This is a genomic window from Streptomyces sp. DSM 15324 (assembly GCF_001514285.1).
In the GTDB taxonomy this organism is placed as follows: Bacteria; Actinomycetota; Actinomycetes; order Streptomycetales; family Streptomycetaceae; genus Streptomyces.
In genome coordinates this window covers 591,357-614,361 of sequence record NZ_KQ949023.1, presented here as the reverse complement: position 1 = coordinate 614,361, position 23,005 = coordinate 591,357, and the positions used below count along the sequence as shown (strand labels likewise).

17 protein-coding genes and 1 tRNA gene are annotated in these 23,005 nt (G+C 72.3%); 4 read left to right on the top strand and 14 right to left on the bottom strand.

Translation table 11 applies throughout. The annotated features are described in order from the left end of the window. Nucleotides 1-172 precede the first annotated feature (172 nt). Nucleotides 173-2,041, bottom strand: a complete 1,869-nt coding sequence (gene lepA, locus AQJ58_RS02610) for a translation elongation factor 4 (protein ID WP_067244352.1) — start codon at nucleotides 2,039-2,041, stop codon at nucleotides 173-175. A 189-nt stretch (nucleotides 2,042-2,230) separates the two neighbouring features. Here lepA and rpsT point away from each other — a divergent pair, with 189 nt between their 5' ends. After that, nucleotides 2,231-2,497 carry a 30S ribosomal protein S20 gene (rpsT, locus tag AQJ58_RS02605; RefSeq protein WP_067244350.1) on the top strand — a complete coding sequence of 89 codons (267 nt, stop codon included), beginning with the start codon at nucleotides 2,231-2,233 and terminating at the stop codon, nucleotides 2,495-2,497. 270 nt (nucleotides 2,498-2,767) lie between these two features. Here rpsT and AQJ58_RS02600 read toward each other — a convergent pair whose 3' ends face one another. The 10 genes from AQJ58_RS02600 to leuS form a co-directional block, all read right to left on the bottom strand. Continuing rightward, nucleotides 2,768-3,166: a nuclear transport factor 2 family protein gene (locus tag AQJ58_RS02600; protein ID WP_067245682.1), complete on the bottom strand. Its 399-nt coding sequence runs from the start codon at nucleotides 3,164-3,166 to the stop codon at nucleotides 2,768-2,770. A gap of 125 nt (nucleotides 3,167-3,291) precedes the next feature. Next, nucleotides 3,292-4,278 carry a DNA polymerase III subunit delta gene (gene holA, locus AQJ58_RS02595; RefSeq protein ID WP_079078660.1) on the bottom strand — a complete coding sequence of 329 codons (987 nt, stop codon included), beginning with the start codon at nucleotides 4,276-4,278 and terminating at the stop codon, nucleotides 3,292-3,294. 135 nt (nucleotides 4,279-4,413) lie between these two features. Then, nucleotides 4,414-4,659, bottom strand: coding sequence for a hypothetical protein (locus AQJ58_RS02590; RefSeq protein WP_067244346.1), 246 nt, complete (start codon nucleotides 4,657-4,659; stop codon nucleotides 4,414-4,416). 43 nt (nucleotides 4,660-4,702) lie between these two features. Continuing rightward, nucleotides 4,703-5,584 (bottom strand): YceI family protein, encoded by an 882-nt coding sequence (locus AQJ58_RS02585; protein ID WP_079078659.1) that lies wholly within the window; start codon nucleotides 5,582-5,584, stop codon nucleotides 4,703-4,705. Between the two features lie 87 nt (nucleotides 5,585-5,671). Continuing rightward, the gene (locus AQJ58_RS02580) at nucleotides 5,672-6,574 is read right to left on the bottom strand and encodes an arylamine N-acetyltransferase family protein (protein ID WP_079078658.1); all 903 of its coding nucleotides are present in this window, start codon (nucleotides 6,572-6,574) and stop codon (nucleotides 5,672-5,674) included. A 4-nt stretch (nucleotides 6,575-6,578) separates the two neighbouring features. After that, nucleotides 6,579-9,041, bottom strand: a complete 2,463-nt coding sequence (locus tag AQJ58_RS02575) for a ComEC/Rec2 family competence protein (RefSeq protein ID WP_067245675.1) — start codon at nucleotides 9,039-9,041, stop codon at nucleotides 6,579-6,581. Nucleotides 9,042-9,520: 479 nt separating this feature from the next. Then, nucleotides 9,521-10,447 (bottom strand): ComEA family DNA-binding protein, encoded by a 927-nt coding sequence (locus tag AQJ58_RS02570; protein ID WP_107121938.1) that lies wholly within the window; start codon nucleotides 10,445-10,447, stop codon nucleotides 9,521-9,523. Between the two features lie 132 nt (nucleotides 10,448-10,579). Further along, nucleotides 10,580-11,425, bottom strand: coding sequence for a DegV family protein (locus AQJ58_RS02560; RefSeq protein ID WP_067244341.1), 846 nt, complete (start codon nucleotides 11,423-11,425; stop codon nucleotides 10,580-10,582). 83 nt (nucleotides 11,426-11,508) lie between these two features. Next, nucleotides 11,509-12,252 carry a hypothetical protein gene (locus AQJ58_RS02555; protein WP_079078656.1) on the bottom strand — a complete coding sequence of 248 codons (744 nt, stop codon included), beginning with the start codon at nucleotides 12,250-12,252 and terminating at the stop codon, nucleotides 11,509-11,511. 156 nt (nucleotides 12,253-12,408) lie between these two features. Continuing rightward, entirely contained in the window at nucleotides 12,409-15,297 is a 2,889-nt protein-coding gene (leuS, locus tag AQJ58_RS02550; RefSeq protein WP_067244338.1) for a leucine--tRNA ligase, read from the bottom strand. Nucleotides 15,298-15,723: 426 nt separating this feature from the next. Here leuS and AQJ58_RS02545 point away from each other — a divergent pair, with 426 nt between their 5' ends. Together AQJ58_RS02545 and AQJ58_RS02540 are read left to right on the top strand one after the other, a co-directional pair. Beyond that, entirely contained in the window at nucleotides 15,724-17,031 is a 1,308-nt protein-coding gene (locus AQJ58_RS02545) for a ferric reductase-like transmembrane domain-containing protein (RefSeq protein WP_199844513.1), read from the top strand. Further along, the gene (locus tag AQJ58_RS02540; protein WP_067244336.1) at nucleotides 17,028-18,638 is read left to right on the top strand and encodes an NADH-quinone oxidoreductase subunit NuoF family protein; all 1,611 of its coding nucleotides are present in this window, start codon (nucleotides 17,028-17,030) and stop codon (nucleotides 18,636-18,638) included. Before AQJ58_RS02545 ends, AQJ58_RS02540 begins: the two co-directional genes overlap by 4 nt. Nucleotides 18,639-18,765: 127 nt before the next feature. On the opposite strand, the gene AQJ58_RS02535 is transcribed toward AQJ58_RS02540, so the two are convergent. From AQJ58_RS02535 to AQJ58_RS42260, 3 genes are all read right to left on the bottom strand, one after another. After that, nucleotides 18,766-18,838: transfer RNA gene (locus AQJ58_RS02535), tRNA-Ala, on the bottom strand. Between the two features lie 108 nt (nucleotides 18,839-18,946). Continuing rightward, a complete protein-coding gene (locus tag AQJ58_RS02530) occupies nucleotides 18,947-19,180 on the bottom strand; it encodes a hypothetical protein (protein ID WP_003976229.1) in 234 nt (77 codons plus the stop codon). A gap of 3 nt (nucleotides 19,181-19,183) precedes the next feature. Beyond that, a complete protein-coding gene (locus AQJ58_RS42260; protein ID WP_107103374.1) occupies nucleotides 19,184-19,357 on the bottom strand; it encodes a hypothetical protein in 174 nt (57 codons plus the stop codon). A gap of 283 nt (nucleotides 19,358-19,640) precedes the next feature. On the opposite strand from AQJ58_RS42260, the gene AQJ58_RS45295 reads away from it, so the two are divergent. Next, nucleotides 19,641-22,988: an AfsR/SARP family transcriptional regulator gene (locus tag AQJ58_RS45295; protein ID WP_067244335.1), complete on the top strand. Its 3,348-nt coding sequence runs from the start codon at nucleotides 19,641-19,643 to the stop codon at nucleotides 22,986-22,988. The last annotated feature ends 17 nt before the right edge of the window (nucleotides 22,989-23,005 follow it).

Here is a 23,005-nt window from a genome sequence, read left to right as displayed (position 1 = left end):
CGGCTGGCTCTTGCGGCTGTTGTTTAACTCGCGAGTAACTATCGAGCAGGGGATCAGGGTAAAGGGCGACCGCCCGGCACGTAAGGGGCCACGTACTGTCACTTTCCGGGCCACGCACCACGGGCCCGCCGCGCGACAGCACGACGGGCCCGTGGTCCGGACATCGGAAAGGCTACTTCTTGCCCTTGGCGGAGCCCGCGCCGTCGTCGCTGCTCAGCACGGCGATGAAGGCTTCCTGCGGAACCTCCACGGAACCCACCATCTTCATCCGCTTCTTGCCTTCCTTCTGCTTCTCCAGCAGCTTCCGCTTCCGGGAGATGTCACCGCCGTAGCACTTGGCGAGGACGTCCTTGCGGATGGCGCGGATGGTCTCGCGGGCGATGACCCGGGAGCCGATGGCGGCCTGGATCGGCACCTCGAAGGCCTGCCGCGGGATCAGCTCGCGCAGCTTGGCGACGAGCCGCACCCCGTAGGCGTACGCGGCGTCCTTGTGGGTGATCGCCGAGAAGGCGTCCACCTTGTCGCCGTGCAGCAGGATGTCGACCTTCACCAGGCTGGAGGTCTGCTCGCCGGTGGGCTCGTAGTCCAGCGAGGCGTAGCCGCGCGTCTTGGACTTCAGCTGGTCGAAGAAGTCGAACACGATCTCCGCGAGGGGCAGCGTGTAGCGGATCTCGACGCGGTCCTCGGACAGGTAGTCCATGCCGAGCAGGGTGCCGCGCCGGGTCTGGCACAGCTCCATGATCGAGCCGATGAACTCGGTCGGCGCCAGGATGGTGGCGCGCACGACCGGCTCGTACACCTCGCTGATCTTCCCCTCGGGGAACTCGCTCGGGTTGGTGACGACGTGCTCGGAGCGGTCCTCCATGACCACGCGGTACACCACGTTCGGCGCGGTGGCGATGAGGTCGAGGCCGAACTCGCGCTCCAGGCGCTCCCGGATCACGTCGAGGTGCAGCAGGCCGAGGAAGCCGACGCGGAAGCCGAAGCCGAGCGCGGCGGAGGTCTCCGGCTCGTAGACCAGGGCGGCGTCGTTGAGCTGCAGCTTGTCGAGCGCCTCGCGCAGCTCCGGGTAGTCGGAGCCGTCCAGCGGGTACAGGCCCGAGAAGACCATCGGCTTGGGGTCCTTGTACCCGCCGAGGGCCTCGGTGGCGCCCTTGACCTGGCTGGTGACGGTGTCACCGACCTTGGACTGGCGGACGTCCTTCACACCGGTGATCAGATAGCCCACCTCGCCGACGCCGAGGCCGTCGGCCGCCAGCATCTCGGGCGAGTTGGTGCCGATCTCCAGCAGCTCGTGGGTGGCGCCGGTCGACATCATCCTGATGCGCTCGCGCTTGTTGAGCTGGCCGTCGATGACACGGACGTACGTGACCACGCCCCGGTAGGAGTCGTAGACGGAGTCGAAGATCATCGCTCGGGCGGGGGCGTCCTTGACGCCGACGGGCGCCGGGATGTCCCGCACGGCCCGGTCGAGCAGCGCGTCCACGCCCACGCCGGTCTTCGCGGAGACCCGGAGCACGTCGTCGGGGTCGCAGCCGACCAGGTTGGCGAGCTCCTCGGCGAACTTCTCCGGCTGCGCCGCGGGCAGGTCGATCTTGTTGAGCACCGGGATGATCGTGAGGTCGTTCTCCATCGCCAGGTAGAGGTTGGCGAGGGTCTGGGCCTCGATGCCCTGGGCGGCGTCGACGAGGAGGATGGTCCCCTCACAGGCCGCGAGCGACCGCGAGACCTCGTAGGTGAAGTCGACGTGCCCGGGGGTGTCGATCATGTTGAGGATGTGCGTGTTGTTCTTGTCGTGGGTGGGAGCCCACGGCAGCCGCACCGCCTGGGACTTGATCGTGATGCCGCGCTCGCGCTCGATGTCCATCCGGTCGAGGTACTGAGCACGCATCTGCCGCTGCTCGACCACACCGGTCAGCTGGAGCATCCGGTCGGCGAGCGTGGACTTGCCGTGGTCGATGTGCGCGATGATGCAGAAGTTGCGGATCAGAGCCGGGTCGGTACGGCTCGGCTCGGGCACATTGTTAGGGGTCGCGGGCACGCAGGGTCCTGTCTCTTGAGGCGCCTTATGCCTCGGGTCGGATCGATACGTAGGCTCCATGGTCCCATGGGCGGCGACCGGGGGCCGGTTTGGGCCATTCTCGGGGCCGCTGGTAGTGTGGGCAGCTGTGTCTCATGCCCTCTCAGCGCGAGGCACCAACGAATCCAGGAATTAGAAGAGGCTTATTTCGTGGCGAACATCAAGTCCCAGATCAAGCGGATCAAGACCAACGAGAAGGCTCGGCTGCGCAACAAGGCCGTCAAGTCCTCCCTGAAGACCGCGATCCGCAAGGCCCGTGAGGCCGCTGCCGCGGGTGACCTCGCGAAGGCCACCGAGCTGCAGCGCGCCGCCGCGCGTCAGCTCGACAAGGCTGTCTCGAAGGGTGTCATCCACAAGAACCAGGCCGCCAACAAGAAGTCGGCGCTGGCTTCCAAGGTCGCGACCCTCCAGGGCTGAACCCCTCTGGTCTGACCGGATCCCCCGGGATCCGAGCCGCCGGAAGGACCCAGGGCGGGCCCTCTCTCATCCGCCCCCGACCGGCACCCGAGCCCGTACGCGGCCTGCGTTCGCCACGCGGGTATGGGCTCAGCAGCTTCATCAGCTTCACCATCTTGATCTGAAGGCCCCGGCCTCCGCCCTTCCCCAGGGCGGGGGGCCGGGGCCTTCGGCGTGTCCGGCCATCACCAGCACCGGATCACATCCGGCCCAGATCACGTCCGGCCCAGGTCACATCCAGAACTGGTCGACCTTCTCCATGTCCGCGACGCATTCGTCGAGGTCGGTGATCTTGTCTCCCATGATCCGGAAGACGATCCCGCCCATCTCGTCGACGTGCTTGCCGGCCCGGTCGGCGGTGAAGTGGTGCACGGACATGACATGCCCGCGGCCGTCCACGAACAGGTTGCGCAGCTCGACGCGGAACGAGCCGCCGGTCTCCGAGTAGAGCCGGCCGTAGTAGTCGTTGATGACCGATTCGATTCCCTTGTAGTCCCCGGAGAGCGGGTGGGAGCCGGGAACGTGGTGCGTACAGTCCCCGGTCATCAGTGCGCGCAGGGTGTCCATGTCCCCCCGCTGGAAGGCTTCGTAGCCCTCGCGGACTATTTTCGCGTGCGGGTGTTCAGCCACGGCGATCGCCACCTCTCCTTGTCGGGCGATAGAGGCCGATGGGGGCCGATGCGGCCCGACGGGCGCCGAAGGCAGCCGAGGGGGACCACAGGGCCCGGTACGGACGATTCTCCTCTGCGGAGTGCCTACCGTCCTCTGGAGCGGGCGGCCCGCGCGATGGCGACGACCGCCTTCTCCAGCGCGTACTCCGGGTCGTCCCCGCCGCCCTTCACCCCGGCGTCCGCCTCGGCCACCGCCCGCAGCGCCACGGCCACGCCGTCCGGGGTCCAGCCGCGCATCTGCTGGCGTACCCGGTCGATCTTCCACGGCGGCATGCCCAGCTCCCGCGCGAGGTCGGCGGGCCGGCCGCCGCGCGCCGAGGACAGCTTGCCGATGGCCCGCACGCCCTGCGCCAGCGCGCTGGTGATCATCACGGGCGCGACACCGGTGGCCAACGACCAGCGCAGCGCCTCCAGGGCCTCCGCGGCCCGCCCCTCCACCGCCCGGTCGGCGACGGTGAAGCTCGACGCCTCGGCCCGCCCGGTGTAGTACCGCCCCACGACGGCCTCGTCGATCGTCCCCTCGACATCGGCGACGAGCTGCGTCACCGCCGAGGCCAGCTCGCGCAGATCGCTGCCGATGGCGTCGACGAGCGCCTGGCAGGCCTCGGGCGTCGCGGACCGCCCGGTCGCCCGGAACTCCTGCCGCACGAACGCCAGCCGGTCGGCCGGCTTGGTCATCTTCGGACAGGCGATCTCCCGCGCCCCGGCCTTGCGGGCGGCGTCCAGCAACGCCTTGCCCTTGACCCCGCCCGCGTGCAGCAGCACCAGCGTGATCTCCTCGGCGGGCGCCGCGAGATAGGCCTTCACGTCCTTGACGGTGTCGGCCGACAGATCCTGCGCGTTGCGTACGACCACGACCTTGCGCTCCGCGAAGAGCGAGGGGCTGGTCAGCTCGGCGAGGGTGCCGGGCTGCAACTGGTCGGGGGTCAGGTCCCGGACGTCGGTGTCGGCGTCCGCGGCCCTGGCGGCCGCCACGACCTCCTGCACCGCCCGGTCGAGCAGCAACTCCTCCTGCCCCACGGCGAGCGTCACCGCGGCGAGGACATCGTCATTCGCAGTCTTCCTGGCCATCGGGACAAGGATGGCACGGGGGACTGACAGTCACGTCATGCGGATGCGGCTGCGGCTGCGTGGGGGCTGATCGCGCAGTTCCCGCGCCCCCGGGGGGTGCGGTCCCGTTCCTGCGCAGCGGCACCCCGCCCCCGTCTACGGCTCCTCGCGCCAGCCCTCCCACTCCGCCGCGAACTCGTCCAGGGCCTGTGCCGCGAGGCGGTCCTCCTCGTCGCGCAGCACCACCAGCCACTGCGCGTCCTCGGCGTCGTCCTCCCCCGCCAGCGCGTCCCGGACGATCAACGGCTCCTCGCGCACCCCGAACCGCTCCACGAGGGCCTGGGCCACCTCCTCCGCCGCATCGCGGTCGGGCAGCACCAGCACATGTCTCACATCGCTCACGGAACCATTTTCCGGCACCCGGGGCCTGCTTCCCGCCCGCGCCTCAGGCCCTGGGCACGATCTGCACGTCCAGCTCGACCCGGATGCTCGGCCCGACCACCGCGATCCCGCGCGCCAGCATCGTCTGCCAGCTCACGGTGAAGTCGTCCCGGTGCAGTTCGGTCCGCGCCCGGCAGGCCGCGCGCCGCTCGCCGCCCATGCCGTTGCCGAGCCCGAGGTACTCCGTGTCCAGGGTCACCGTCCTCGTCACGCCGTGCAGCGACAGCGCCCCCGTCACGGCCCACCGGCTCCCGCCCTTGTGCGTGAACCGTTCGCCGTAGAACTCCAGCGTCGGGTACCGCTCCACGTCCAGGAAGTCCGCCGACCGCAGGTGGTCGTCCCGCATCCGGACGTTGGTGTCGATGGAGGCCGCGTCGATCACCACGTGCATCGCCGACTGCTCCATCTGCTCCGCGATCCGCACCACCCCGGCGAAGGAGTTGAACCGCCCGTGGATCCGGGCGAGCCCGATGTGCCGCGCGGTGAACCCGATCGAGGAGTGCGTCGGCTCGATGTCCCAGTCCCCCGGCGCCGGGAGCTCCGGCGGCTGAGCCAGCTGGAGCGTCACATCGCCCAGCGAGGCCAGCGCGTTCTCCCCGACCGTCGCGGTCGCCCGGTACGGGGTGAACCCCTCGGCGGACACCGCGAGCCGGTACTCACCGGCCGGCACCGTCGTCACGAACGCCCCGAACGGATCGGTCCCGCCGCTGACGACCTTGCGCCCCAGGGTGTCGCTCACGGCGAACTCCGCGTTGCGCACGGGTTCGTTGACCGGATCGAGCACCCGGCAGCTCAGCACCCCGGCGTTCTCCGGGGTCGGGACCGCCGCGAGGGGACTCGTCCGTTGCACCCGGTTCGTACGATTTCCCATCCAGCCGCCGAACATCAACGCCACCCCTGCGCGACTTGACTCCACTTGTTGCCGAAGAACCATTCGATCACCGATGCGGCTTTCGAGGCAACACGATCCCAATTACCCCTGCGGGCCCACTTGCGCCGTCCTCACCTCCGGCACCCGCTCCAGCACGATCCCGAACCGCTCCCGGTACACCCCGAGCACCTCCTCGTCCGACACCAACTCCCTCTCCTCGCTCCTGCCTTCGGGCCCGGTCACCTTCAACCGCCGCCCGCTGAGCGTGATCCTCCCCCCGTCCTGCGTCACCCGCGAACACACCAGCGACCGCGTGAAATGCGACTCCGGCGAGGTGCTGTGCCACCAGGCCCCGGCCACGAAGTCCCCGAGCGCCCTCGGCCTGACCTCCAGCCGGTACTGCGGCGAGCCGTCCCGGACGACGTCCAGATCTCCCGCGCCCGTTCCCGTGCCCCTGCCGCCGGCCGGGCGCTCGGCCTCGACCTCGTCGATCCGGAACACCCCACCGGGGTCCTGCTGCTCGCCCCGGTCCGCCCAGCGGAGCGGGAGATGGCTGTGCGCCCCGAAGCCCACGTCCGCCAGCCAGGTCCCGCCGTCCGCCGTCCCCACCCGGAGCGCCATGTGGTCGTAGGGGATCCCGAGCCGCCCCGGTGCCCCGAACACCCGGGCCGCCAGGAAGGTGACCTCGAACCCGAGCGCCGCCAGCAGTGTCCCGAACGCGCCGTTCAGCTCGTAACAGAACCCTCCCCTGCGCTCCTGCACGACCTTCTCGACCAGCCGCCTCTCCTCCAGCACGATCCGCTCGCCGAGGTGCACCGAGAGGTTCTCGAAGGGCACGGCCAGCAGGTGGTTCAGGTGCAGTTCGGCCAGGGCGGCGGCGGTGGGCCGGGGCGGGCGGGCGGTCCCGAGGCGGCGCAGATAGGCGTCGACCAGCGAGGCGTCGACCAGCCGGGCGTCGACGGGAGCGGCGTCCGGGTGCGCGGCATCCAGGTGAGCGTCATCCATGCCCTCAGTCTCGCGCGACCCGCAGCGCCCCGTCCGTACCCGCGACCGCCAGCGCCCCGTCCCGGTCCGTCCGGAGCACCATGGCACCTCCCGCCTTCAGCGCCGCGACCGTGCTCGGGGCAGGGTGGCCGTAGGGGTTGTCCGCCCCGGCGGAGATCAACGCCAGCTTCGGCGCCACCGCCCGTATCAGGTCCGGATCCTGGTAGGCCGAGCCGTGATGGGCCACCTTGAGCACGTCCACCCGCCGCAGCGACCCGCCCGCCGGCGACCGCAACAGCGCCCGCTGGGCCGGGGGTTCGAGATCGCCGAGCAGCAGCATCCGCAGCCCGCCCGACCGTACGAGCAGGGTCACGCTCGCGTCGTTCGGCCCGTCCGGTTCCGGCGCCGGACGCGGGGGCGGCCACAGCACCTCCCAGTCGAGCGGCCCGGCCCGCCGCCGCTCCCCCGCCAGGGCCCGCAGCACCGGAACGTGCCGTGCCCGCGCCTGCTTCCGTACGAACTCCACCTGTTCCGGGGGCTCCTCGAACCCCGTCGTCTCGATCGCCCCCACCTCCCGTCCGCGCAGCACCCCGGGCAGTCCGGCCACATGATCGGCGTGGAAGTGGGTGAGCACCACGAGCGGCACCCGGGTGACGCCGAGGGTGCGCAGACACCGGTCGACGGGCTCCGGGTCCGGTCCGGCGTCCACCACCACCGCCGTGCCCGCCCCCGCCGCCAGGACCGTCGCGTCGCCCTGTCCCACGTCGCACATCGCCAGCCGCCAGCCCGGCGGGGGCCAGCCCGTGAGCACCCGGGTGAGCGGCGGCGGCCGCACCACGGCCAGCAGGAACAGCAACCCGCAGACCGCGCACAGCCACGGCCGGCCCGGCAGCCGTCCGCCGAGCCGCAGCACCATCGCCGTGACGAGGGCGAGCAGCAGCGCCCCGGCCCAGCTGCCGGGCCAGTCCACTCCCCCGCCGGGCAGCGCCGCCCCGGCCCGCGCGATCCACGCGATCCAGCCGGCCGGCCAACTCGCGCACCAGGCCAGCGCCTCGGCCACCGGCATGGCCACCGGTGCCGTCGCCAGCGCGGCGAAGCCCAGGACGGTCGCGGGCGCCACAGCGAACTCCACGAGGAGGTTGCACGGCACCGCCACCAGGCTCACCCGCGCCGACAGCATCGCGACGACCGGTGCGCACAGGGCCTGCGCCGCCCCCGCCGCCGCGAGCGCCTCGGCGAGCCGCGGCGGCACCCCGCGCCCGCGCAACGCGGCGCTCCAGCGCGGCGCCAGCGTCAGCAGCGCGCCCGTGGCGAGCACCGACAGCAGGAAGCCGTAGCTCCGGGCCAGCCAGGGGTCGTACAGGACCAGCAGCAGGACCGCCGTCGCGAGCGCCGGGACCAGGGATCTGCGGCGGCCGGTGGCGAGGGCGAGGAGCACCACCGCTCCGCAGGCCGCGGCCCGCAGCACACTCGGGTCGGGCCGGCACACCACGACGAAGGCGAGCGTGAGCGCCCCGCCGAGCAGCGCGGTGGCCCGCAGGGGGATGCCGAGGCGGGGCGCCAGACCACGGCGTTCGACCCGCTGGGCCAGTCCGGGCGGGCCGAGGAGCAGGGCGAGGACGATCGTGAGGTTGCTGCCGGACACGGCGAGCGTATGGGCGAGGTCGGTCTCCTTGAAGGCCTCGTCCAGTTCGGGCGTGATCCGCGCGGTGTCCCCGACGACGAGCCCGGGCAGGAGCGCCCGGGCGTCCGCCGGGAGTCCGTCGGTGGCCTCCCGCAGCCCCGCCCGCAGCCGGCCGGCCGTCCGCTGGACCGCCGACGGCTCCCGCACGACCTGTGGCATGCGGGGGCTGCGCACCCGCAGCACCGCCGCGATCCGGTCCCCCACCGTCAGCGGTGGAGCGAGCCGCCCCCGCACCCGTACCCGGGTGGACGGCAGCAGCCGCAGCCACGGGGAGTGCCTGGCCGTCGCCCGTCCGGCCGCCCGCGCGTCCACCAGCATCAGCACCGGTGTCCGTGTCGCGGCCGCCTCCCCTTCGGGCCCCTCGATCCTGCGGACCTCCGCGCCGATCAGGACGGAGTCCGGGACCGCGTGGTCCCCGCTGATCCGGGGCCGGGTGAGCCGTGGATCGGAGGTCAGTTCGAGCTCGGCGGTCACCGTCGCTTGCCTGTCCGCCAGCTCCGGCACCGGGCCCCGCCGTAGATCGGCGCCGTGCAGTCCGGCCGAGGCCGCCGCCGCGGCGGCGCAGAGCAGCGAGGCGGCCACGGTGAACCTCGCCCGGCCGCGGCCGGGACCCCGCGCCGCCAGCAGCACGACCGCCCCCGCCAGACAGCAGAGCGCGAGTCCCACCACGATCCCCGGCGCCGCGTCCAGGGTGAGCGCCGCCGTGGCCCAGGCCGCCGACGCGGGCGGCACCAGCCGCAGATCGACCGGCCCCTCCTGCCGCGGATGCGCGTCACCCAGCCGCTTCCCTGACTCGACGTGGATCCGGCGGCGAGGACGGGCGGCAGGGGTGTCTGCGGGCCGCGCGGGGTCGGGGCGTGACTGGCCGGAGCCTGGCTGGCCGAGGCGTGGCTGGCCGAGGCGTGGCTGGCCGAGGCGTGGCTGGCCGAGGCGTGGCTGGTCGGCCCCGACCCCGCCGCCCCGCGCCGCGTCGGGCGACGCACCGCCAGGCCGAGCACAATCGGACCGCACCCCACCGGACCGCACCCCACCCGGCCGGACGCCGCCGAGCCGAGCACCGTCGGGCCGAACGCCATCAGACCCTGACCGGACGCCGCCGAGCCGCGCCGCGTCGGGCCCCGCACCGCCACGCCGAGCACAATCGGACCGCACCCCACCGGACCGAACCCCACCCGGAGGCCGGACGCCGCCAAGCCGCGTGACGGACGGCCGCGTGCCGCCAGGGCGCGTGCCGCCGTGCCCTCCCCGGCCCGGCGGACATGGCTCCGGCTTCTCGCTCGGGCTCATGGCCGGACCAGGGGGCGCAGATCGGCGTAGCGGCGCTCGCCGATGCCGTCGACCTCGCGCAGTTCGTCCACGGAACGGAAGCCGCCGTTGCGGGTGCGGTGGTCCACGATGTGCTGCGCCAGGACGGGGCCGACGCCCGGGAGGGTGTCGAGTTGCTCGACGGTGGCCGTGTTGAGGGAGACGGGGGCCGAAGGCGCGCCCGGCGCCGCGCCGGGTCCCGGCGCTGTCGCGGGCTCCGGTGGGGCGGGTCCGCCGACGACCACCTGCTCGCCGTCCACCAGGAACCGTGCCCGGTTGAGGCCCTCGGTGCTGGTCCCCGGCCGCACCCCGCCGGCCGCGCTCAGCGCGTCGACGAGCCGGGAACCGGCCGGAAGACGGTGGATGCCCGGCTTGCGGACCTTGCCGCTGACGTCCACCACGATCTCGGCCCCGGGCGTTTCCGTGGGGGATGCCTCGGCCGCCGCCCGCACCACCTCCGGGGGACGGACCGGCTCGGCGCGCCCCGTCCAGAAGTGGTGCGCGGCGAAGCCGACGGCGACGACCAGGACCACCGTCAGCGCGAGTGCGCTGCCGCGTTCCATCCCGCAGCGCGTCTGCACCCACACCGGCATCCGCTCCCGCAGGGCCGACGCGAGCCGCTCCCGTCGGCCGTTCGCCCGACCCGTGTCGAGCGCCGACGGTTGCGCCTCGTCGGGTGGTCCTTCCCGTACCTCACCGACACCCACACCAAGACCGAGACCGACAACGTCCTCTTCGTGCCGTTCCCCTTCATCGCCGCGTGCCGCGAACAACACCTCTGCCCGGCGGCGCAGTTCCTCCGCCGAGGACTGCCGCGTGCGGCCGTCGGAGCCGGGCGCCCGGCCGGGGCCGCTGGTGGCGTGCCGGGCGCGTGGGCGGGTGGTCGAGCGTGATCGAAGTGCCATGCCCCGAGGATCTGACACCTCACCGGATCGCGATGATCTTGCTCAATTTCCGGGGATCACTGGCCAGTTGTGGATAACTTCACCACCCGCACGGGTGAGGAGAAGCGCCTCCGCGGCCCCCTCCGCCGCGTTCTACCGCGGTGAGACCACAACCGCCAGCAACCCGGGCCCGGTGTGCGCCCCGATCACCGCCCCGATCTCGCTCACATGGAGGTCCGCCACGCCGGGCACCCGGGCCCGCAGCCGGTCCGCCAGCGCCGACGCCCGTTCGGGAGCGGCGAGATGGTGCACGGCGATGTCGACCCGGGCGCTGCCCGCACGGTCGGCGCCCAGCTCCTCCAGCCGGGCGATGGCCCTGGACGCCGTACGCACCTTCTCCAGGAGGTCGATGCGGCCCGCGTCCAGCTGGAGCAGCGGCTTCACCGCGAGGGCGGAGCCCAACAGGGCCTGGGCGGCGCCGATTCGGCCACCGCGGCGCAGATAGTCGAGGGTGTCGACGTAGAAGTAGGCGGCGGTGCCGTCGGCCCGTTTCTCGGCGGCGGCGACCGCCTCGTCCACGGTGCCGCCCGTTTCGGCGACCTCGGCCGCGGCCAGCGCGCAGAAGCCGAGGGCCATGGCCACCATGCCGGTGTCCACCACCCGCACCGGCACCGGCGCTTCCCGTGCCGCGACCACCGCCGCGTCGTAGGTGCCGGAGAGTTCGGCGGACAGGTGCAGGGAGACGATGCCGGTGGCGCCGGCCTCGGCGGCCCTGCGGTAGGTCTCGGCGAAGAGCCGGGGGCTGGGGCGCGAGGTGGTGACGGGGCGTCGCTTCTGCAGTGCCTGGGCCAGGGAGCGCGTCGAGATCTCGGTGCCCTCTTCCAGGGCCTCGCCGCCGAGGACTACGGTCAGGGGCACCGCGGTGATGCCGTGGCGCTCCATCGTCCCCTGCGGCAGGTAGGCCGTTGAATCCGTGACGATCGCGACATGGCGGGACATGAGCTGGAGGTTACCTGGCGTAGCGCGTGGACGGCAGCCCGGCCCCTCTCGCCTGGACAGGCCTTGACCGAATCCGGTAGGGATCACATACCGGACGTCTCCGGGCGAGGCTTCTTCTGCCAGGGGTAGGTGGGCCGCGGCGCCGTCGGGTCGATCGCGGGCCGGGCGGGCTCCTGCGCGGCGGGCGCACCCTCGGTCCGGGGTCCCGTCTGCGGCCGCGAGGTCCGCGGGGTCTGTGGGGTCTGTGGGGTCTGTGGGGTCTGTGGGGTCTGCGAGGTGTCGTCGGTGGTCCAGTGCCGCAGGGCGCCGGTCTCGACGTCGATCTGGGCGCTGAGGTGGTCCAGATCGTCGTCGGCGAAGCGGCCGGCGCGGTCGCGGGCGGCCCAGCGCAGGGAGTCCGCCGAGCCGATGACGCGCTCGGTGCGCTCGCGCAGCTGCGGCAGCCGCTCGGCGAGCCTGGCCCGGTCGGGCTCGGACTCCAGCCGCTTGAGTTCGCCGTCGAGTTCATGGCCGTGGGCGCTGAGTCGCTGGAACAGGCCGAGGGACTCCCTGAGGGACTCGTCCTCCGCCACGCCCGCACGCAGCGCGTCCTGGGTGGCCCGCATCGAGGTGCGCAGCTTGAGCCGGAGCTGGGCGATCTCACCGACCGGTCCGAGCTGGGCGAAGGACTTGGCCCGCAGGGTGTGGTCCTCGACCGTGCGCCGGGCCTGGTCGATGGTGCGGTCCACCCCGCGCTTGGCGGCGCCGACCGCCTTCACCGTCGCATAGACGCCGAGCACCGTGAGCAGCACGAAGAGCAGGGCGATGACTGCGATCACTGCTTCCACGAACTCCTCCTACGGCGATCGGCGATCGACATCCGTCATCGGATGCCTCCCCCAACAAACGGTAAACGAGACGGGCAGGCCCGGAGTTCCGACGGAACCCCGAACCTGCCCGCACCCGTCCCCTAGGGGACGACGATCACCCGGTGGGCCGGCGGCTCACGCCGGAACGATGTTCACCAGCTTCGGCGCCCGCACGATCACCTTGCGGATCCCCGCCCCGTCCAGCGCCTTGACGACGTTCTCGTCGGCCAGGGCGACCTTCTCCAGCTCCTCGTCGGAGATGGCCGGGGACACCTCCAGACGGGCCTTGACCTTGCCCTTGATCTGGACGACGCAGGTGACGCTCTCGTCCACGACGTAGGCCGGGTCGGCGACGGGCAGGTCCTGGTGGACGACCGAGTCGGTGTGGCCCAGCCTGCGCCACAGCTCCTCGGCGATGTGCGGGGCCAGCGGGGCGATCAGCAGCACCAGGGCCTCGGCGACGCTGCGCGGCAGCGCCCCGCCCGCCTTGGTGAGGTGGTTGTTCAGCTCGGTGATCTTGGCGATGGCGGTGTTGAAGCGCAGGCCCTCCAGGTCCTGGCGCACGCCGTCGACGGCCTTGTGCAGCGCGCGCAGGGTGGGCTCGTCGGGCTCGGCGTCGACGACGGTGACCTCGCCGGTGGTCTCGTCGACGATGTTGCGCCACAGGCGCTGCAGCAGCCGGTACTGGCCGACCACCGCGCGGGTGTCCCACGGGCGGGAGACGTCCAGCGGGCCCATGGCCATCTCGTACAGCCGCAGGGTGTCGGCGCCGTACTCGGCGCAGATCGTCTCCGGGGTGACCGAGTTCTTCAGGGACTTGCCCATCTTGCCCAGCTCGCGCTTGACCGGCTCGCCCGCGTAGAAGTAACCGCCGTCGCGCTCCTCGATCTCGGCGGCCGGCACCGGGAAGCCACGGCTGTCGCGGTAGACGTAGGCCTGGATCATGCCCTGGTTGAACAGCTTGTGGAACGGCTCGGCGGACGAGACGTGCCCCAGGTCGAACAGGACCTTGGACCAGAAGCGGGCGTACAGCAGGTGCAGCACGGCGTGCTCGGCACCGCCGACGTACAGGTCGACGCCGCCGTGCGGACGGCCCTCGCGCGGGCCCATCCAGTAGCGCTCGATCTCGGGGTCGACCAGCCGCTCGCTGTTGTGCGGGTCCAGGTAGCGCAGTTCGTACCAGCAGGAACCGGCCCAGTTGGGCATGGTGTTGGTCTCGCGGCGGTACGGGCGCGGGCCGCGGCCGTCGCCCAGGTCCAGGGTGACGCTGACCCAGTCCTCGTTGCGGGAGAGCGGGGTCTCCGGGGAGGTGTCCGCGTCGTCCGGGTCGAAGGTGCGGGGCGAGTAGTCCTCGACCTCCGGCAGCTCCAGCGGCAGCATCGACTCGGGCAGGGCGTGGGCGACGCCGTCCTCGTCGTAGACGATCGGGAAGGGCTCGCCCCAGTAGCGCTGGCGGCTGAACAGCCAGTCGCGCAGCCGGAAGTTGACCGTGCCCTGGCCGATGCCCTTGCGGGCCAGCCACTCGGTGACGCGGGCCTTGGCCTCGGCGACGGGCAGGCCGTCCAGGGAGATGTCGTCGTTGGACGAGTTGATGATCTTCGCGTCGTAGGACGTGAAGGCGGTCTCCCAGGTGGCGGTGTCGGTGCCGCGGCCGTCGGTCGGCTCGACGATGCAGACGATCGGCAGCTCGAAGGCGCGCGCGAACTCGAAGTCGCGCTGGTCGCCGGCCGGGACGGCCATGATCGCGCCGGTGCCGTAGCCCATCAGGACGTAGTCGGCGATGAAGACGGGGATCCGCTCGCCGTTGACCGGGTTGGTCGCGTAGGCGCCGGTGAAGACGCCGGTCTTGTCCTTGGCCTCGGCCTGCCGCTCGACGTCGGACTTGGAGCCGGCCTGGGCGCGGTAGGCGGCGACGGCCTCGGCGGGGCTCGCGTGCCCGCCGGTCCACACGGGGCGGGTGCCCTCGGGCCAGGCGGCCGGGACGAAGGTGTCGACCAGCGGGTGCTCGGGCGCCAGGACCATGTAGCTCGCGCCGAACAGGGTGTCGGGGCGGGTGGTGAAGACCGTGATGTGCTCGCCGTCGATGGGGAAGTCGACGCGGGCGCCCTCGGAGCGGCCGATCCAGTTGCGCTGTTGCAGCTTGATGGCCTCGGGCCAGTCCAGCGCGTCCAGGTCGTCGAGCAGGCGGTCGGCGTACGCCGTGATCCGCATGTTCCACTGGCGCAGCTTGGCCTTGAAGACGGGGAAGTTGCCGCGCTCGGAGCGGCCGTCGGCGGTGACCTCCTCGTTGGCCAGGACGGTGCCCAGGCCGGGGCACCAGTTGACCGGCGCGTCGGAGGCGTAGGCCAGGCGGAAGCCGCCCAGGACCTCGGCGCGCTCGCTGGCGGTCAGTTCGTTCCACGCGCGCGTGTCGCCCGGGACGCCGCGCTCACCGGACTCGAACTGGGCGATCAGCTCGGCGATGGGGCGGGCCTTGGCCGCCTCGTCGTCGTACCAGGAGTTGAAGATCTGCAGGAAGATCCACTGGGTCCACTTGTAGTAGTCCGGGTCGATCGTGGCGAACGACCGGCGCTTGTCGTGGCCCAGGCCCAGCCGGCGCAGCTGGGACTTCATGTTGGAGATGGCGGCCTCGGTGGTGACCCGGGGGTGCTCGCCGGTCTGCACGGCGTGCTGCTCGGCGGGCAGGCCGAAGGCGTCGAAGCCCAGGGTGTGCAGGACGTTGTGGCCGGTCATGCGCTGGAAGCGCGCGAAGACGTCGGTCGCGATGTAGCCCAGGGGGTGGCCGACGTGCAGGCCCGCACCGGAGGGGTACGGGAACATGTCCATGATGAACTTCTCGGGGCGGGCCACGACCGCGGGGTCCCCGGCCAGGTCGCCCTTGGGGTTGGGCGCGGCGTAGGTGCCCTCCGCGTCCCAGAAGTCCTGCCAGCGTGCCTCGATGTCGGCGGCCATGGCCGCCGTGTAGCGGTGTGGCGCGGCATCCGCCGCCATGCCAGGGGCGGCAGCGGGGTTCGTCTCGCTCATGATCCTCAAAGCTCCATCGATCGTCTCTGCCGACTGCTGCGACGTCCCGGACTTCCCGGAAACGAAAAATCCCCTCGCACAGGAGGGGACGCCGCGCCGATGCCGAACCGTCCGGTCCACCGGCGTTCGGGACTGATCAGCGCGGCCCGCTAAGCAGAAGGCGTACGGCACGCATGGCGCTAGGGTACCGCAGGGGTTGAGCAAGCTGCGACGGACTTACGTATGACCTACGGACACCGGGCACACCCGGCCGAAGTTGAACAAAGGTCAAGGATTACTTCGCGTAACAGCAACTAAAGGGACAACGTCCCGCCCAGATGGTCACTTGATAACAACGCAATAACTCAAACCTCGTACCCATCGGTATGGAGCCGCTTAGAGTTCGGCAGCGGGACCGCTTTCCCGAAACTGCTCGGAGTTGCCCCCATGAACCCTCTTCTCAACAACAGCTCGATCCCCAAGCCCGGCCGATCGGCCTACGGGGTGGCCTCGGCTGTCGTCCTGGTCCTCATACCCGTGGTCGTGCTCGCCGGCGGGGACCAGGTCCAGTCCTTCCTCAACTTCGGCGCGGGCGTCCTGTCGCTGGTGTGCCTCACCTGCTCGGTCATCTGGGGTCTCGTCGCCCAGGACCGGCTGATCCTCAACACCCGCCAGCGCATCATCGCCCAGGGCATCCACCGGGTGACCGCCGTCGGCTCGATCGCCTTCCTGTTCGTGCACGTCACCGTCAAGATCGCGCTGCAGCACACCGTCCTGCTCGCCGCGCTCATCCCGTTCTCCCAGGGCGTCACCGGTATCGGCTTCCTGATCGGCCTCGGTTCCACGGCCGGCCTGCTCATGATCTTCGTGGGCATCACCGGCGCCCTGCGCAACCAGTTCGCCGCCCCGGCCGAGGTCGCCGCCCGCTGGCGCGCGATGCACATGCTGGCCTACCCGGCCCTGTGCGCCGCCCTGATCCACGGTCTCTACGCGGGTCGAGCGGCCAAGCCGTTCTTCATGATCTCGTACCAGCTCTGCCTGGTCGGCGTCATGGCCGCCCTGCTGCTGCGCGCCGCCCCGCGCGAGTTCAAGCGCAAGGTCGCCGACCAGATCACGATGATGATGGGCACCCGGGACCGTTACGCCATGGAGGACCTGGAGGCGTCCCGCGCGCGGATGGCCGAGGGCGACTACGACCGTCCCTCGCGGCCCTCCCGGGCGGCCAGGGACGAGGGCAGGGACCGTGACGCCGGCCGCGGGAACCCGCAGACCTCCTCGCTGTTCGGCATGCCGGCCGGCGCCGACACCGGGGCCGGCGGGTACGCCGCCGCCTACCGCTCCGCCAACACGCCCGGCGGGCAGCAGTCGTACGCCGGAGCGGCCGACCAGACCGGGCGCATGAACATGGCCGCCGACATGCAGGCCACGGCCGCGATGCCGCGCATGGACACCGGCGGCAGCACCTCCGGCAGCTGGCCGATCCCCTCCCCGCCGCCGGTCGGCGAGGCGCCCCCGTCGGCGTACGACCCGATGCAGGACACGGGGTTCAACATCCCGGTCTACGACAATGCGGGCAACCCGGGGTACGGCGGACGTGATGTGTACAACACCGGTGAGACGAACGCCCCGTACGGCACGTACAACTCGAACGACACGTACAACAGCGGTCCCGCCAGTGCACCAGCTCCCGGAGCGTCCACGGACAACCCGGGTTCGGGCGAACCTTGGAACACGCCTTCCGGAGGCTATAGGTGAACGAGGCCCTGCCCGACGTCCCAGAAGTCCGCGTGGTCGGCCTTCCGCAGCTCACGTCGGGCTTCGACCTTGTCGAGAGACTTGACCTGCCCATGCACCTCAAGGTGCACGGGCCGCTCGAACCCATGGGCGGGGAGAAGCTCGCGCAGCTCTCCGAACGCATCAACCTCAAGGGACGCGGCGGCGCCGGCTTCCCGTTCCACAAGAAGCTGCGCTCGGTCGCCGACGCGGCGATCAAGCGCGGCGTGCGGCCGGTCGTCGTCATCAACGGCAGCGAGGACGAACCGGCCTGCCGCAAGGACACGGTGCTGATCAACCGTGCCCCGCACCTCATCCTGGACGGCGCGCTGCTGGTGGCGGAGGCCCTGGGCGCCCGCACGCTCGTGGTGGGTGTCACCCGGGAGTCGACCGAGCGCTCCATGGAGGCCGCCCTCGCCGAGCGGGGCCTCGGCACCGGCCGCCGCTCGGCGCTGAAGGCGTTCGTCCAGCGCAACCCCATCCGCATGGTGACCGGCGCGGCCGCCTCGCTGATCCGCTCCATCGACGGCGGCCCGGCGATCCCGCCCGGCCGCAAGACCAGCGCCTCGCAGAGCGGCGTCGGCGGCGCGCCGACCCTGCTGTCCAACGCCGAGACGTTCGCCCAGCTCGCCATCGCCGCCCGCATCGGCCCCGAGCGCTACGGCAACACCGGCCTCTACGACGAGCCGGGCACCGTCATGCTCACGGTCTCCGGCGCGGTCGCCCGCCCCATGGTGATCGAGGTCCCCACGGGCGTCCCGCTGCGGTACGTCCTGCAGCTGGCGGGCGCCCCGCCGGTGCCGCAGGGCGTGCTGACCGGCGGCTATCACGGCCGGTGGATCGACGCGGCGACCGTGAACGAGGCGGTCGTCTCGCGCAATTCGCTGGACGCGGTCGGCGGCGCGCTGGGCGCCGGCGCGATCCTGCCGATCAGCCAGGAGACCTGCCCGCTGGGCGAGTCGCTGCGCGTGGCGCAGTGGCTGGCGGACGAGAGCGCGGGACAGTGCGGTCCCTGCTACCTCGGTCTGCCCGCCGCGGCCCGCGGCATGGAGGACATCATCAACGGCGGCGGGCCGGCCGCGCTGGAGGCCCTGAAGCAGGTCGCCAAGAACGTCAAGCGGCGTGGGGCGTGCTCGCACCCCGACGGCTCCGCGATGTTCCTGGAGTCGACCATCAAGGCGTTCACCGACGACCTCGCGGCGCACGTCCTCGGCAACGGCTGCGGCCGGCCGGTGGAGGGCGTTCTCCCGCTCTTCGAGGCGGGCATGGCCCCGGCGGCCCTCACGAGCGGCGGCGCTCCCCAGGACAGCGGCGACAGCCGTCAGAAGATCTTCGTCGACTGGACCCTGTGCCGGGGCCACGGTCTGTGCGCGGACATCCTGCCGGAGGTCTTCCAGCTGGGCGCCGACGGCTTCCCGACCGTGGCCCAGGCGAAGGTGCCGCGGTACGCGGAGGCGAAGGCGCTGCGGGCGGTACGCCGCTGCCCGGCGCTCGCCCTGCGCCTGGAGGAGGACACGCGCGGCTCCGCGCCCGCCAAGAACCTCCCGGTGCTCTCCCAGGGCCGCGGCCGGCGCGCGCTGGGCCGCTGACGTCGGACACCGGAAGGGGCCGCCTGGAAACGGGCGGCCCCTTCGGCGTCGTACGAAAGCGCGACATGAGGGAACGCAAAGAAAGATCCCGCCGGTTCGGATGCGAACCGGCGGGATCTTTCTCTTGTGGAGCTAAGGAGAATTGAACTCCTGACCTCCTGCATGCCATGCAGGCGCTCTACCAACTGAGCTATAGCCCCTTGCTTTGTTCCGCCCGGTTTCCCTGGCGACGACGCCAACATTACACGGTCCGGGGGGTGGACCACCAAATCGTTTCCGTTCTGTCCGACTTGCCCGGAAATTAACGGTCAGGCCGTCACGAACGAATAGAACCGCTTGAGTGTGCAGTGCTCCTCGAGCAGCCGGCCGTAGATCGGCTCGCCCTCCAGCTCGCGGTACGTCTCGATGGGGTCGCCTTTTATGATCAGCGCCCGTGCGCATTCCTCGCACCAGTACTGGTAGTCGGGGTTGACCGGCTCCATGTCACGGACGATGGGGGTGCCGCTGCCGCACCAGTCGCACTTCCGCCTGTGTGCACCCATGGGTCAGCTCCAGCTGTGGCCGCAGGCCGTGCAGACGTAGGAGATCCCGCCGTTGTCGCCGAGAACCTGGGCAACGAAGGCCGAACCGCAGGAAGGGCAGCTGAGCCGGGTGGCCTTGCCCCGTGTCAACGCCGCTCCGGAGAGGTGGCCGACCTCTCCGAGGATGCTCGCAGGCATCGCTACTCCCTCCCGTCGGGCCGCGCCCCCTTCCGGCCGTTTGATTCTGCCACGGCCGGGCCAATACGGTCAGCGACGCCTCAGTACCAGTCCGGACACGGCAGCGCGTCCCCAGAGGTATACGCCCGGCGGGCCGTTCCGACTCAAGCACGCCGCCGACACGGCGACGGAATATCCCGGAGCGCTTTGCCCCGCCGCGCGGACTCCGGAATCCTTGGGTCCCCACCGCGGAGAAGCACCACGACAGCTTCGCGTCCGATCCAACTCTCGAGCGGAGTCAACAGTGATCGACCTGCGGGTGCTGGGACCGGTACGGGCGCTGGCCGGCCGGCACGACCTGGACATCGGGCACGCACGGCAGCGCAGCCTGCTGGCGATCCTCCTGGTGGACGTGAACAACGTGGTGCCCACCGAGCGGCTCACCTCGCTCATGTGGGACGACCGCCCGCCACGCGGGGCGCGCAACGCGCTCGCGGGATACGCCACCCGGCTGCGCAAGGTACTGGCCGCGGCACCCGGCCGGCCGGTCCTGGCGTCCGAGGCCAACGGATACGTGCTGCGGGTCGACCCCGCGGCCGTGGACCTGTGCCGCTTCCGGGACCTGACGGCCCGGGCCGCCGAGACCGGGGACGACGAGGAGCGCTCCCACCTGCTCGCGGCCGCGCTGGCGCAGTGGTCGGGCGCCGCGCTCGGCGACCTGGACGGCAGCCACGTCGACTCGCTGCGCACGACGCTGGAGGGCGAGCGGCAGACGGCCCTGCTGGAGTACTACGACACCCGATTACTGCTGGGCCGGCCCCAGGAGATCGTGCCCCCGCTGCAGCAGATGACCGAGGAACGGCCCTACGACGAGGAGCTGGCACTCCGGCTGATCCGGGCCCACCGCGACAGCGGGAACCCCGCGGCGGCACTGCGCACCTACGAGGCCGTACGGTCCCGGCTCGCCCGGGAGCTGTCGACGCGCCCCGGCGAGGCGCTGCGCCGGGCCGGGGAGCAGCTGCTGCGCCCCGCGCCGCACCCGGCGGCCGAGGTCACCGGCGCCCCCGTCGCGTCCCAGGCCCGGGAACGGCTGCGGATGCCGGTCAGCAGCGGCTACTTCGCGGGCCGGGTGCGTGAACTGGACGCCCTGGACGCGCTGTTGACGCCCCCGCGCGAGGCGGGCGGGTCGCAGGGCACGAACCTCGCCGTGATCAGCGGCATGGCCGGGGCGGGCAAGACGACGCTCGCGCTGCGGTGGGCCCAGCGGGCGGGCAGCGCCTTCCCCGACGGGCAGCTGTTCGTGCCGCTGCGGGGCCACGAGCGGCATCTGCCGCCTCTCGAACCCTCCGAGATCCTCGTCTCGGTGCTGCTCGCGCTGGGCCTGCCCGCCGCGGACATCCCCTTCGGGCTCGACGAACGGGCCGCGCTGTACCGGACACTGCTCGTCGGCCGGCGGGTGCTGCTCGTCCTGGACGACGCGGCGAGCCCCGAGCAGGTACGTCATCTGCTGCCGCCGAGCGTCGACGGCAGCGCGGTCCTGGTGACCAGCCGGGAACGGCTGCCCGGGCTGACCGCGACCTACTTCGCGGGTGAGGTGCTGCTGGACGCGCTGGACGACGCGTCGGCGCTGGAACTGCTGACGTCGCTGGTGGGCCGCGCCCGGGTGGCGCAGGAGCCGGAGGCGGCGACCGGGATCGTCCAGGCGTCCGGCCGGCTGCCGCTGACCGTGCGGCTCAGCGGCGCCTACGCCGCGAGCCATCCCGACGAACCGCTGGGCCTGCTGCTCGCGCACGTCCCGACGACGGACGGGGCGGACGCGCACGGGGCGATGGGCCGGGCGCTGGACCTGTCGTACGGCAAGCTGACCGAGGTGCAGCGGCGGGTGTTCCGGCAGCTGGGTGTCCTACCGGGGACGGAGTTCGGCCGCGAGACGGTCGGGGCGCTCACGGACTGCCCGTTCGCCGTGCTGGAGGAGGCGATCGGGGCGCTCGTACGGGCCAATCTGCTGGCCCAGCACGGGCCGCGGCGCTACCGGATGCACGACATGGTCAAGGAGTACGCGGTGGGGCGCGCCACCGAGGAGGACCCGTGGGAGGTGCGCCGGGACGTCCTGCTGCGGCTGCTGGAGTGGTACCGGGAGGCGGTGGAGCGGGCGAGTCTCGCCGACGGGATCCAGATGTCGGGGGTGCACCGGGGGGCGGTGGCGGCGCTCATGACGGGGGCCGGACGGCCGCGGACGACGCCTTGTACGGCCGGTGCGGCGGGCGCGGCGGGCGCTCGGGCCGAGGACGCCGCCGGGCGGAGGGGCACCGGCATCGACGTGGCCTGGCTGGACCGGGAGAAGACCAATCTCTGCGCGGCCATCAGGCTCGCCTCGGAGCTGGGGCTCGGACCGGCGAGCTGGCGGCTGGCCGACGCGATGCTGGGCTACATACGGCTGCACCCGGGCGGCGACGACTGGTCCGCGGCGGTGGAGGCGGCGCAGCGGGCGGCCGCCCGCTCGGGTCATGAGCGGGCGAACACGGCGATGCTGCTGAACGTCGCCGACTCGCGCTACCGGGAGGGCCGGTACGAGGCCGAGCGGCAGCGGGCCCGGGAGGCGCTGGCCGTGAGCCGGGGCGCGTCGTGGCGGGCCGGCGAGGCGCTGTCGCTGGCGGTGCTCAGCCGGACGTACTGGTCGGTGGGGGTGCTGGGCCTGGCGGACCGGTACATGCGGGCGGCCCTGCGGATCCACGAGGAGCTCGGTGATCTCGCGGGGCAGGCCAACGCGGTGGCCCGGCTGGCCCGCAACGCCTACGACGCCGGTCGCCCCGGGGCCGCGCTGAGCGGCTTCCGGGACGCGCTGCGGCTCGCGGAGCAGTCGGGGTCGCGGTTCGGGCAGATCCGGCTGCCGGCCTATGTGGCGCTGTCGCTGCGGCAGCTGGGGGAGCACGCCGAGGCGCAGCAGTGGTGCGAGCTGGCGATCCTGACGAGCCGTGAGATGGACTTCCACGAGGGGGTGGCGATCGCGCTGTCCTGCCGGGCGGAGCTCTTCGGTGACGTGGGCGCGCACGCCGAGGCGGTGACCTCGGCGCGCGAGGCGCACGTGGCGATCCCGCATCTGTCCGACCCGCGCATCGAGGCGGACTGTCTGATCCGGCTGGGCAGCGTGGAGGCCGCGGCCGACCACCCCGAGCTGGCCATGCGCAGCTTCGGCCGGGCGCTGGTCATGGCGGAGCAGGTCAACTACCCGCAGGCGGCGGCGCGCGCGCACGCCGAGAGCGCGGCGGCGTACGTGCGGCTGGGCCTGTACGAGGAGGCGCTGGCGGCCTGCCGGCGCGCCCGGCGCGTCCTGCGGGGCTGTGACATGCAGCTGGTCCGGGCGCAGACCCTCATGGTGGAGGCGGACTGCGCCCTGGCCTCGGGCCGGTGCGCGGCCGCGATCGCCGCGTACCGGCGGGCGGCCGCGCGGTACCGGGCGGCGGGCCACCGCCTGGGCGAGATCCGTGCCCTGCTGTCCTGGGGCCGCGCCGCCGCCACGGCCCCCGGCCACGGTCACCCGGCCCGCCCGTGGAAACACGCCCTGCGTCTGGCCGACCCCCTGGCGGTTCCGGAGGCGGACACGCTGCGCACCCTGCTGCGCCACGCCCCCACGGCGGCGACACCCGCCTGACCCCGCCGGGCCAGGGC

Bases quoted from the DNA above. Each gene is read 5' to 3' on its own strand.
- holA (WP_079078660.1), bottom strand. From the start codon at position 4,278: ATGGCCAGGAAGACTGCGAATGACGATGTCCTCGCCGCGGTGACGCTC.
- AQJ58_RS02560 (WP_067244341.1), bottom strand. From the start codon at position 11,425: ATGTCCCGCCATGTCGCGATCGTCACGGATTCAACGGCCTACCTGCCG.
- leuS (WP_067244338.1), bottom strand. From the start codon at position 15,297: ATGAGCGAGACGAACCCCGCTGCCGCCCCTGGCATGGCGGCGGATGCC.
- AQJ58_RS02570 (WP_107121938.1), bottom strand. From the start codon at position 10,447: ATGGCACTTCGATCACGCTCGACCACCCGCCCACGCGCCCGGCACGCC.
- AQJ58_RS02545 (WP_199844513.1), top strand. From the start codon at position 15,724: ATGAACCCTCTTCTCAACAACAGCTCGATCCCCAAGCCCGGCCGATCG.
- AQJ58_RS02530 (WP_003976229.1), bottom strand. From the start codon at position 19,180: ATGGGTGCACACAGGCGGAAGTGCGACTGGTGCGGCAGCGGCACCCCC.
- AQJ58_RS02580 (WP_079078658.1), bottom strand. From the start codon at position 6,574: ATGGATGACGCTCACCTGGATGCCGCGCACCCGGACGCCGCTCCCGTC.
- AQJ58_RS42260 (WP_107103374.1), bottom strand. From the start codon at position 19,357: ATGCCTGCGAGCATCCTCGGAGAGGTCGGCCACCTCTCCGGAGCGGCG.
- AQJ58_RS02585 (WP_079078659.1), bottom strand. From the start codon at position 5,584: ATGTTCGGCGGCTGGATGGGAAATCGTACGAACCGGGTGCAACGGACG.